Here is a 12724-nt window from a genome sequence, read left to right on the forward strand (position 1 = left end):
TGTTTATATATTTTTATCCGGCGCTTGGAATATTAAATATTTTGTTTATAATTGTACCTGAAAATAGTAGGATAGGATAGGATAGGATATAATTTTGATTTACTTTTCGTTCCAGCGTTTATTTGCTTTAAAAAGGGCATAAATGGTAAATAAAATGCTAAAAATCATTTTCCAAACCTAAACTCATGTTTTCATTAACCAAATAACCTTAAAATATGAGAAATTTTACAACTTATTGTGCAGCAATGCAAATCCCTCCTTCGATTGCTAAAGGATGGCCGGCAGACTTACAAAATCTTAAAAAAGATTAATTCCTGTCGATCTACATCTATCTACAATTTTTTAATTCATCATTTAAAAGCTTATTAGCAAATGAAGCAATTATTTTTGTTTTGTGGACACCTGTCGGTGTCTGGCAGGCTAAAAAATGCAATGGTATTGACAGGTTCAATGCTTGTATTTTTCCTGATTTTTATGCCTGTGAAAGGTTTTTCCCAAGCGGGGAAGAAAACCGTTACGGGTAAGGTTACCGATACATTAGGGGTAGGACTGCCCGGCGTAACCGTAGCTGTTGTAAACAAGATTAACGTAGGCACACAGACCGATAACAACGGAAAATTTGTGCTTGATGTGGCGCCCGGCGAAATACTAAGGTTTTCTTATGTAGGTTATCACGAACAAAGGGCCACGGTTGGTGCAGGTAATGTAATCAACATAAAGCTTACCGAAGAAAATATGCTTTCGGAAGAGGTAGTGATTACTGCTTTGGGGCAAAAGCAACGTAAAGAGGCTTTGGTAGGCTCGGTTACCACCGTAAAAGTGGGCAACCTTAAAATACCTTCAAGCAATTTAACCAATGCGCTTTCTGGCCAGATTGCCGGTGTAATCGGTTACCAGCGCAGCGGACAACCCGGGCAGGATAACTCTCAATTTTTTATCCGTGGGGTTACAACTTTCGGTTATAAAAGAGATCCATTGATTTTAATTGATAACGTAGAGCTAACGAGTTCAGATTTAGCCCGCCTTCAGGTAGATGATATAGAAAGCTTTTCCATTCTGAAAGATGCCAGTGCAACAGCGCTTTATGGTGCAAGGGGTGCGAATGGGGTAATCTTGGTAGCGACCAAATCTGGTAAAGAAGGCAATGCTAAGATTAGTTTTCGCTTGGAGAATTCTTCTTCTCAATCTACCCAGAATTTAGAACTCGCCGATCCGATAACTTATATGAAGCTGTTTAACGAGGCGGCGATTGGACGGGGAATGGATCCTAAATTTACCCCAAACCAAATTATCAATACGCAGGCAACAGTAAATAAGAGCCCGGGTTATAACGAATATGTGTATCCGGCAGTTGATTGGTTAGGCCTATTGTTTAAAAAGCGAACCAGTACACAGCGGGCAAATTTGGGCATTAGTGGTGGTGGTGGTGTAGCACGCTATTATATTGCCGGCTCTTACAATCTGGATAATGGCGTGTTGAATCAGGATGACCGGAACAACAATGATAACAATGTAAAATTCCGCAACTATCAATTGCGCTCCAATATTAATATAGACCTCGGTAAGACTACAGAGCTGGTGATCCGTTTAGCAGGGAATTTTAGCGAATATAATGGTCCGTTGGCTACCGATGGTGGCTTTTCAACTGATTTGTATAATATAGCGATGCACACTAGTCCGGTTGCTTTTCCAGCATATTACCCCGCTGATGCAGCAAACCAGAACGCACAACATATCCTTTTTGGAAATACAGGTGGATCTGGTGTAAACAGCATTTTAGATAACAACCCTTATGCGGCTTTGTTGCGTGGGCATAAAAACTCATCAGAATCGCGCATGTCGGCACAGTTAGAACTGAACCAAAAACTGGATTTCTTTACTCAGGGACTTTCCTTCAAATCGATTTTTAGTACCAACCGTTATTCTTATTTCGATTCGTCAATGGCTTATTCGCCATTTTATTACAATATCAGTTCGTATGATAAGCAAAGCAATACCTATGTATTAAACTGGTTAAATTCTTCGGTAACAGGTGGTCCGCCTAATATCGCGCAAGAGTATTTAACTTACTATCCTGGCGACCCCAATATTAGCACTTTCCTGTATGGACAGGCATCGGTAAATTATGACAGGACCTTTGGAGAAAAGCATAGCATTAGTGGAACGTTAATTGGTACGGCACAGCAGAACCTGTATAGCAATGTTAAAGATCCGGTTACTAAGGAGCGCACACTTCAGTATTCACTTCCGTACCGAAATTTAGGGCTGGCGGGACGCTTAACTTATTCGTATAAAAGCCGTTACTTCTTAGAAACCAATTTTGGATACAATGGATCAGAAAGGTTTTCAGAAAACCACAGGTTTGGTTTTTTTCCAACCATTGGCGCTGGATGGGTGGTTTCGAACGAAAAATTCTGGACTGGAGGAATTGCCAATGTGGTTAACCGTTTGAAATTGAGGGGAAGTTACGGTATCGTGGGTAATGACGCTATTGGTTCACAACGGTTTTTTTATATTTCAGATGTAAACTTAAACGGTGGTGGGAATTATGCCGCCTTTGGCTTTAACAGCTTTTCTAGCCGTAATGGGGTATTCATTAAAAACTACGAAAACAAGGATGTTACCTGGGAAACTTCAAGGCAGACCAATTTAGCACTGGAAGCTACGCTATTTAAAAATATGAATCTCATTGCGGAAGTATATAACAATTACCGGTATAATATTTATATGGACAGAGCCAACCTGCCTACTACACTCGGGCTTGAATCTGGTGTAGGTGCTAATGTTGGTGAGGCAAAATCAAGGGGAATTGATTTATCGCTCGATTATAAATTTAATATAAATGCTTTTTCTTTTGCGGTACGATCTAATCTAACTTTTGCGAAAAACAAGTACATTAATTACGAAGAACCACAGTGGGCAGAAGCATACCGTTACACCACAGGGCAAGCCATTAACCGCAACTTTGGTTATATCGCCGAACGTTTATTTGTTGATGACAAAGAAGTACAGAACTCACCCACACAGATTTTCTCTGCAAACGGAAAAGCACCAAGAGCCGGTGATATTAAATACCGCGATTTAAATAATGATGGTAGAATTGATGATGCGGATAAAGCATTTATCGGCTATCCACAATCGCCGGAGGTGGTGTATGGTTTTGGTTTCAGCTCATCCTATAAAGGGTTTGATCTTTCGGCTTTTTTTACCGGCCAGGACAGAATGACCTTCTTTATCGATCCAACTAAAGTGAGTCCTTTTGTGCCAAGTAACCAGGATTATATATATGGTAACACCCAATTATTGAAAGATTTTGCTGACAACCACTGGTCTCCTGAAAACCAGAACCTGTATGCGCTTTATCCAAGATTGGCGGTGAATTCGGTGGATTTAGAAAATAATGCACAAACCAGTACCTGGTGGATGAGAAACGGCCGTTTATTAAGGCTTAAATCGCTTGAGCTTGGCTACACTCTTCCCCAGCGCGTTTCTAACAAGATTAAATTAAACTCTTGCCGGATTTACTTTAATGGATTGAACCTGCTTACCTGGAGTCCTTTTAAATTATGGGATCCGGAACAGGGCGGAAACGGTTTTGCTTATCCAATACAAAAGGTGTTCAATGTTGGTCTTAACGTAACATTATAATGAAAACAATAAAAACATATTTCACATACAGTTGCATTTTTTTAGTGCTTTGCGGTTTTGCGTCCTGTAAAAAATATCTTGATGTAACACCCGATGACATTGGTACATTAGATTACGCGTTTAGAAACAGAAACGAGGCCGAGAACTATTTATATTCTTGCTATGCTTATTTGCAACGCATGAACGATATGGCCACAAACCCAGGTTTTACCACTTCTTCCGAACTAATTTATTCAAATACCCTGGATAACTTTCAAGGTTTTAACCCCACTGGCTTTAATCTTTTAAGGGGAACACAAACCGCTGCCAAACCAGGTTTAAATACCTGGGATGGACAGGAGGGAAGTTACAGTCTTTGGCGTTCCATCAGAATCTGTAACATCATGCTCGAGAACATCGATAAACCGATTGATCTGGGTGCAGCAGAAAAGAAGCGCTGGATAGCGGAAACCAAATTTCTAAAAGCTTATTATCATTATGTGCTTTTCAAAATGTATGGACCGATTCCATTGGTAAAAACAAACCTGGCCATTAACAGTACTACTGACGAAGTGCGTGTTAAAAGAGCACCTGTGGATGAAACAATAGATTATATCGTTTCCCTTTTAGATGAAGCCGCTGCCGATCTTCCGCCGGAAATTACCAGCCAGGCAACAGAGCTGGGTAGAGTAACCAGTGTTATTGCATTATCAGTTAAGGCAGATGTTTTGGCAACAGCTGCGAGTCCGCTTTTTAACGGTAATCCTGATTATGTAAGCTTTAGAGATAAAGATGGACTGAGCCTGTTCCCGGCTGCCTATGATGCGCAAAAATGGAAGAAAGCGGCTGATGCCGCAAAAATCGCAATAACAGCTGCTGAAGCACAAGGCATTAAGCTTTATACCTTCAATTCACCCTCAACCGTGGGCAGGTTATCCGATTCGATTAAAAGAGAATTGGATGTACAGAACGCAGTGGCGGAAAAGTGGGAACTTAATCCGGAAATTATCTGGGCTTCAAATCCTGAATTTAACTATCAGGGTTTTTCGACACCCAGACTAACCGCGAATTCCGCAGTAAACAACTTCTCTAACCCTTCTACTTTTTCTGCACCTATAAGTACGCAGGAACTTTTTTATACCGTTAACGGTATACCTATTAATGAGGATAAAACCTGGGATTACGCAGGTAGGAATACAATAAAAGCTGGTGATAATGCCAGTCGCTATTATATTCAACAAGGCTACGAAACCATTAAGGGGCATTTTGCCCGGGAAAGCCGTTTTTATGCCGATATCGCTTTTGATGGCGGGATCTGGTTTGGTAATGGAAGGAATAATCAGGATGATCCTGCCAAACCACTATATTATGTTTCGGCAAGAGGAAGTGGATTTGCAGCACCGAGTGACAATATCAGGCTTAATATTACTGGTTATTGGCCAAAAAAACTGGTAAGTTACGCTTCTGTTTATGATGATGGTTTCCAAACATCTCCATTCCGCTTACCTTTAATCAGACTGGCCGGTTTATATCTATTGTATGCGGAAGCCTTAAATGAGGTAAATGGCCCAACTGCTGAAGTATTTACTTATTTAGATAAAGTTAGGCAAAGGGCGGGTTTACAGGGGGTACAGGTCTCATGGACCAATTTTTCTAAAAATCCGAATAAATTTAATACCAAGGATGGTTTAAGACAGATTATTCATCAGGAAAGAAGGATTGAATTGTGTTTTGAGGGCCAGAGTGGCTGGGATTTAAGAAGATGGAAAGAACTTCAGGCGGTTTTAAGCAATCCGATACAAGGCTGGAGCATTAATAACGCAGAGGCAGTGAACTACTACCGACCAACTACTCAGTTTATCCCGGTGTTTGGCTTAAAAGATTATTTATGGCCCATTAGAAGTTCTGATCTGGTGGTCAATCCAAACTTAGTTCAAAACCCTTATTGGTAGTTTAAAATATTTAAAGACATGAAAAATATTAAAAATAGTATTTACCTGCTTTTTATAGTTTTTGTTTTAGCGAGCATTGCTGCCTGCGAAAAAATGGATAGCTATAATGATCCTGCTTCTTCAGATACGACTAAGCCAGGAGTAGTAAGCAATATTAAAGTAGATAATTTTAACGGCGGCGCTTATATCACTTATACTTTGCCAAACTCAAAAAATCTTTTGTATGTACTGGCGCAGTATAAAATAAACGGTGTAACCACCAGGGAAACTAAATCGAGCTATTATTCTGATTCGATTATGGTTGATGGTTTTGCGAAGAAACAAGGTTATGATGTTACTTTATATGCGGTGAGCAGAGCAGAGGTTAAGTCAGACCCTGTGGTGGTAAAAGTTAATCCTGGTACCCCGCCATACCTGCTGGCAAAGCCAACCATAAACGCAGATGCAGATTTTGGCGGGATAAAAATTACCGGTACAAATCCTTCAAAAAATAATCTTGGGGTTATTCTTCTAAGTGTAAGTGATAACAATGCATCTGATGTAATAGATCAGCATTATGGCAAAACAGAAGTCATTAATTATTCGGTAAGGGGCTTTGCGCCCGTGGCAAAAAAAATCGGTTATTATGTAACTGATAATTTTGGAAATATCTCCGATACCACTTACAAAACCATCACGCCATTTTTCGAAACTTTATTGGATAGAGGCAAATTTTTCCAGTACAGGCTTCCATCTGATGGTGTAATAGCCTACGGATGGGACCTTCCTTATTTATGGGATGGAAAAACAGACGGAAGCTCTAATGGATGGCATACTGCCCCTGGTGGTGCAATGCCAGCCATTGCTACATTTGGTTTAGGCGTGAGTGCAAAATTAAGCCGTTTTGTTTTATGGGAAAGGCCGGATGGAAGTGACAAATTTGCTTATGGGCACGGCAACCCAAAAGTATTTTCGGTTTGGGGTTCTGATGTTGCTGCTCCACGCGATGCACAACTTCCAATGTCTGCTCCAGAAGGTACTGTTATAGGTGACTGGATCAATATGGGGAATTATAACTATCCAAATCCACCATCAGGTGCAACTCCGGTAGGGCATACCACTGCCGATAACGATTTTGTAAAGGCAGGTGTAAGTTTCAACTTCCCGTTAACCAATCCAAAAGTGCGTTATGTACGCCTTTCGGTGAGCACAACATGGTCTAACGGTACCTTTGCACATGCGATGGAAATGGCCTTTTACGGTGATCCACGATAGTTAATGATAATATAAAAAGATAAATTTTCAGATATGAAAAGTATATATAAAATTAGCGGTCTGCTGTTGCTTCTGGTAACGGTAATCATCAGTTGTACCAAAGATGACCTTGCCTTTAAAGAGTTTTTAAAAGACGGCGAGAAGGTTTATCCGGGCCGCATAGCAAACATTATAACCAAACCGGGTAATTTAAGAACCGGACTATGGTGGAACACCAGTCCCGACCCAAGCGTAACCAAATACGTGGTGTATTGGAACAACAATGCCGATTCGGTAGTGGTTAATGCCACTACGCATAATCCGCTCGATACCATGAAGGTAACCATTCCTAATTTAAAGGAATACACCTATACTTTTACGGTTTATTCTTACGATGCACAGGGGCATAAATCTATCCCTATTGAAGCCAGAAATGTTAGGGTTTTTGGTCCGTTATATCAGTCGGGTTTATTAAACAGGCCTTACAATGCCACAAATCCGTATGTGGTAAATAACAATGGTTCGGTACAGTTAAATTTTAATACGCCCGATACGATCAATGTAAATACCATTATAAGATATACCAATATAACAGGTGCAACGGTTGATAAAACTCTTTTGCCGGCCGATACTGCCATTGCGCTTTCTGATTATAAATTAGGAACCAGTATCCTATATAAATCCTCATATATCCCTGGTAAAGGTTCATTGGATGTATTTTCTGTATCTGATTTTTCTACCTTCCCCCAAATTTTCACTTACGTACTCTGCAATCGTTCGCTCTTTAGCGAATTACATTTGCCGGGTGATGCACAAACCTATGAATCGGGTACCAGCATCAGCAAATTATGGGATGGAAGCGTTGGTCCGCAGGGTTACCCCAATATTTTCCATAGTGCCGGTAACAGTGGTATGCCACATGTAATTACCTTCGATTTAGGGAAGGTTTACACTAATTTATCACGTATTGAAGAAACCGGGAGGGATTGCTGTAATAATCCGGATCGTTTTGAAGTTTGGGGAACAGCCGATTTAACCAATGCCACCACCAGTTTATCAGCTAGTGATAATGGATGGCCGGCTGAAGCCACGAGCAAAGGGTGGACGCTTTTAAAAGATGTAAGCCGATCGGATGATGGAAAAAATGCAATAACCGCCGAACTGGATAATGGAGGAAAACCGATTCGTTATATTCGCATCAGGATTAAACATGTAACCAACGGAGATGGCAATTATAGTAATATGAGCGAAATTAGGTTCTGGAACAAAGAGTAATTTTTTAAAAGGACCCTCATTTCCATCCGCTCGAAATGACGACCCGGGGCCATTAACCACAGGTGAAAAGGATGTACACAGATCTTGAATCCGTGTTTATCTGTATGCATCTGTGGTTAATACCTTTTTAATGCTCATACAAAAAACACACAAATGAAACTACATGATTTTTAGATTTTTATACAAACATCAGGCATTTTTAATCTTACTGTTCCTGTTCTTTATCGGCAAATCAGCTTCGGCAATCATCATCAATTATGGTAAAAGCGGAAAAATAGACTATAACCTTAAAACAGGAACCTTTAACGTTTCGGATGGAATGGCTCAACTGTTGTTAAATGGTTTTTCGCAGGCAGAATACCAGAAAAAGCTGTTCAGCTCTAAAGATTATAAACAAATCACTTATAGTAAAACAGCTGTCAAAGATGGTTTTGGTAATGGTTTTAAACATGTTTTTCTCTTAAAACAATCTGGTTTGCCCAATATGCAACAGGTATTTTATACCTACAACGTTAAAGATTATTTTATGATCGGCATTACCTTACAGGGGGCTAATTTATCCATTAACCATATGGTTCCCCTAAGTGGAAACCTGATTGATCAGGAACATTCGGATACACCGACCAGTTTATTCGTACCCTTTGATAACGACACCTTTATTTCTTACAACACTGTATCCTTAAATGTCAATGTTAGTAGCCCAAGTGCTGAGGTTGGTGCTTTATACCACGATCAAACGCGGAAAGGATTTGTAATCGGTTCTATTGAGCATGGCAACTGGAAAACCGGGATCATCACTGCAATGGATGGTGATAAAAAGATTGGCATTCAGGCCATTTGTGGATATACCGAAGAAAGTATTACCCGCGATAAAATTCCACACGGATATTTAAACGGCAGTTCAATTAGTTCGGCAAAAGTATTTTTCGGTGCTTTTGATGACTGGCGTTTAGGTATGGAAACTTATGCTAAACTGAACAGGATTGCAGAACCCCCCATCGTTTTTAAATGGAATAAGGCAACACCTGTAGGATGGAATAGCTGGGGGGCGATGCAGGAGAAGATTACACTAGAAAAAGCCAATCAGGTAAGCGATTTTTTTGCAGATAGTTTAAAAAGTTTCAGAAGTGGTGGTGTAGCTTATATCGATCTTGATTCGTATTGGGATAACCTGCTGAAAGGTGGCTTAACCGGCGATTACTCCAAACTGAAGGCCTTTGCTGATCATGCCAAATCAAAAGGATTAAAACCGGGCATCTACTGGGCACCTTTTGTTGATTGGGGTTTTGCTGCCGGAGGAAACCGCAAAGCAGAAGGAACCGATTATACTTTTGGCGAGATGTGGACAAAAGTTGGTTCGGGTTACCATGATATTGATGGCGCTAGAGCATTAGATCCTACACATCCGGGTACGCAGCAACGCATTGCAACAGTAATCAATAAGTTTAAAGAATGTGGTTTCGAAATGATTAAAATCGACTTTTTAGGTCATGCGGCAATAGAATCCAATCATTTTTACGACCCCAGGATTACCACGGGCATGCAGGCCTATAAAACCGGAATGGAGTTTTTGTTAAAACAACTCGATGGCAAAATGTTAATTTACGCAGCCATTTCACCAAGTATGGCTTCTGGCCGCTATGTACATGTGCGCCGGATTGCCTGCGATGCCTTTAAATCGATAAAAGATACCGAATATACCTTAAACAGCGTAAGCAATGGCTGGTGGCAAACTTACCTTTACGATTATATTGATGCCGACCATGTGGTGTTTTCCGATCAATCAGACGGCGAAAACAACGCCAGGTTTTTATCGGCCATCGTAACGGGTACCTGTATCACAGGCGATGATTTTTCGCGTCAGGGTAAATGGACAGAAACGGCCAAACGTTTGTTGAACAATACCGAAATCCTGAAAATTTTGCAAGATGGTAAAACATTTGTTCCGGTACAAGGGAACAGGGGCAAATCGGCTTCGCAGCTTTTTGTTAAGCAGTTGGGTAATGTTAAATACCTGGCTGTATTTAATTATAGCGATGAAGCAAAACCTATTACTATCGACTTTGCACAAATCGGTTTGGAAGAGGTTAGAATATTCAGCTGTGAAAATCTTATTACCCAAAAAACAGAGGGCCTTAAAAACAACCAGATCCTTAATTTAGGGGCAAAAGAGGCGCTTATCTTTAAAATTACACTTAAACCTTCCTATTAATACCACCTATCTATAAAAACATAATTGATTACTATTGAAAGCACAAATGAACAAATCAGATCAAATTACAGGTTACATCAAGCACGGAACATTGGCCATTGCCATTTCACTTTTCACCTTTTCGAATAGCAAAGCACAAACCATTATTCCAATTGAAACCGCGCATAATGCACTGGTTTTGCAAGCCGACGCGAAAAAAGATGTAAACACTATATTTTTTGGAAAGAAACTTACCGATAAACAGGAGTATGCGCAGGTTAGCAGCCAGTATAAACAAACAGAAGATTATACCGGACAGTTAAATTCAGCTTACACGCCTTCGGGATCAAGAAACCTGGTTGAACCGGCCATTAGCGTTACTCATGCCGATGGCAATAACTCACTCGATCTCAAATATGTTGATCATACCATTACCGCCATCGACGATAATGTAAGTTTGTTAAAGATCAGGTTAAAAGATCCGGTGTACAATTTCGAAGTAACGTTGTTTTATAAATCTTTTTACAAACAGGATGTAATAGAGCAGTGGACGGAAATTAAACACAGCGAAAAAGGTACTGTTACCTTGCACAAATATGCTTCGGCCAACCTGCATTTAAAATCGCCACATTTTTGGCTCAACCAATACCATGGCGATTGGGCAAAGGAAATGCAGCCTGAGCAGAGCGAAATTACCCACGGCATTAAAACTTTAGATAGCAAACTAGGCACAAGGGCCAACCTTTTCCAGCCATCCGTTTTCATGATTTCGATGGATAAACCTGCGCAAGAAAATGAAGGCAGTGTTTTATATGGCGCATTGGAGTGGAGCGGTAATTTTAAGATCGACCTGGAACTGGATTATCAGAACAACCTGCGCATCATTGCCGGGATGAACAATTATGCTTCGCCTTATAGCTTAAAACCGGGCGAAGTTTTTGCCACTCCTGCTTTTCTATATACCTTTTCTGATCAGGGAAAAGGCGACGCAAGCAGAAAATTGCAGAATTGGGCACGTAACTATAAAATATTGGATGGTAAAGGCAGCCGTTTAACCCTTTTGAACAATTGGGAAGCCACTTATTTCGACTTTAACGAACGGAAACTGGCCGATTTATTAAAAGATACCAAAAAACTGGGTGTCGATTTCTTTTTGCTTGATGATGGTTGGTTTGGGAACAAATATCCGCGTAACGACGACCATGCAGCACTGGGCGACTGGCAGGAAAACAAACAGAAATTACCTAACGGCATTGCCTCATTGGTTAAAGAGGCCGATAAAGTGGGAACGAAATTTGGGATCTGGATCGAACCTGAAATGGTGAGCCCGAAAAGTGAATTGTACGAAAAACATCCTGATTGGGTAGTGAAACAGCCCAATCGTCCGGAATATTATTTCAGGAACCAGCTGGAGCTTGATCTTTCGAACCCTAAGGTTCAGGATTTTGTTTTCGGTGTGGTAGACGAGCTTTTTACCAAAAACCCTAAACTCGCCTACATTAAATGGGACTGTAATGCGGTAATTTATAATGCTTATTCGTCTCATTTAAAAAATCAGTCGCACTTTTATATCGATTATGTAAAGGGCTTGTATAGTGTTTTACAACGCATCCGTGCCAAATATCCAACTGTACCGATGATGTTATGCTCAGGCGGGGGTGGCAGGGTAGATTATGCTGCCTTACAATATTTCACCGAGTTTTGGCCCAGCGATAATACCGATCCATTGGAGAGGATCTTTATGCAGTGGGAATACTCTTATTTTTATCCGGCCATCAGCAGTTCCAACCACGTAACCGATTGGGGCAAACAACCAATTAAGTTCCGTACCGATGTAGCCATGATGGGGAAACTGGGTTTCGATATTGTGGTGAGTAAATTACCTGAAAAAGAACTTCAGTTTTGCCAGGATGCAATCAAAAATTATAATGAAGTGAAAAGCATTATCTGGCAGGGCGAACAATACCGTTTGGCCGATCCGTGTACCGGGAGTGTAGCCTCAATGTTGTATGTAAATGAGCAGAAAACAGAAGGAGTGATTTTTAACTACCTGGTAAATTACCGCTACGGAGAAGGCAGTAAGTTTCCGGTAAAACTGAATGGATTGGATGCCACAAAGAAATACCAAATTAAAGAGATTAATTTGTTTCCGGGTACTAAATCGCCAATTGATGGCAGCAAAATTTACACAGGAGATTTTTTAATGAAGGTGGGTTTTAACCCGGTTTTAAATACGGATAGAACAAGTGTAGTGCTGAAATTTGAAGAGGTAAAGTAATATAGTCCGTTATTAAGTATAAATCCGTCATTGCGAGGAGGCTTTTTCAGCCGGCGAAGCAATCTTTCAACTATCATTAGTAGCGAGCGCTTTAAGATTGCTTCCTCGTTCCTCCTCGCAATGACGATATTCCGCAGGGTGAATTACCAAGAGGACGAAACGCGTTGG

At 40.5% G+C, this 12724-nt stretch carries 6 protein-coding genes; all 6 read left to right on the forward strand.

The genetic code is table 11. The features are described 5' to 3' along the window. The first annotated feature begins 372 nt into the window (after positions 1-372). Positions 373-3648, forward strand: coding sequence for a TonB-dependent receptor (locus R2R28_RS22795; RefSeq protein ID WP_316827960.1), 3276 nt, complete (start codon positions 373-375; stop codon positions 3646-3648). Continuing rightward, positions 3648-5579, forward strand: a complete 1932-nt coding sequence (locus tag R2R28_RS22800) for a RagB/SusD family nutrient uptake outer membrane protein (protein WP_316827961.1) — start codon at positions 3648-3650, stop codon at positions 5577-5579. The genes R2R28_RS22795 and R2R28_RS22800 overlap by 1 nt, the downstream gene beginning before the upstream one ends. Positions 5580-5597: 18 nt before the next feature. Further along, positions 5598-6833 (forward strand): DUF5000 domain-containing lipoprotein, encoded by a 1236-nt coding sequence (locus R2R28_RS22805; RefSeq protein WP_316827962.1) that lies wholly within the window; start codon positions 5598-5600, stop codon positions 6831-6833. Between the two features lie 33 nt (positions 6834-6866). Next, positions 6867-8087, forward strand: coding sequence for a DUF4998 domain-containing protein (locus R2R28_RS22810; protein WP_316827963.1), 1221 nt, complete (start codon positions 6867-6869; stop codon positions 8085-8087). A 163-nt stretch (positions 8088-8250) separates the two neighbouring features. Next, positions 8251-10299: an alpha-galactosidase gene (locus tag R2R28_RS22815; protein ID WP_316827964.1), complete on the forward strand. Its 2049-nt coding sequence runs from the start codon at positions 8251-8253 to the stop codon at positions 10297-10299. Between the two features lie 46 nt (positions 10300-10345). Continuing rightward, entirely contained in the window at positions 10346-12556 is a 2211-nt protein-coding gene (locus tag R2R28_RS22820; RefSeq protein ID WP_316827965.1) for an alpha-galactosidase, read from the forward strand. Positions 12557-12724: the final 168 nt, after the last annotated feature.

Origin of the sequence: Pedobacter miscanthi (assembly GCF_032678605.1) — a bacterium.
Classification (GTDB): domain Bacteria; phylum Bacteroidota; class Bacteroidia; order Sphingobacteriales; family Sphingobacteriaceae; genus Pedobacter; species Pedobacter miscanthi_A.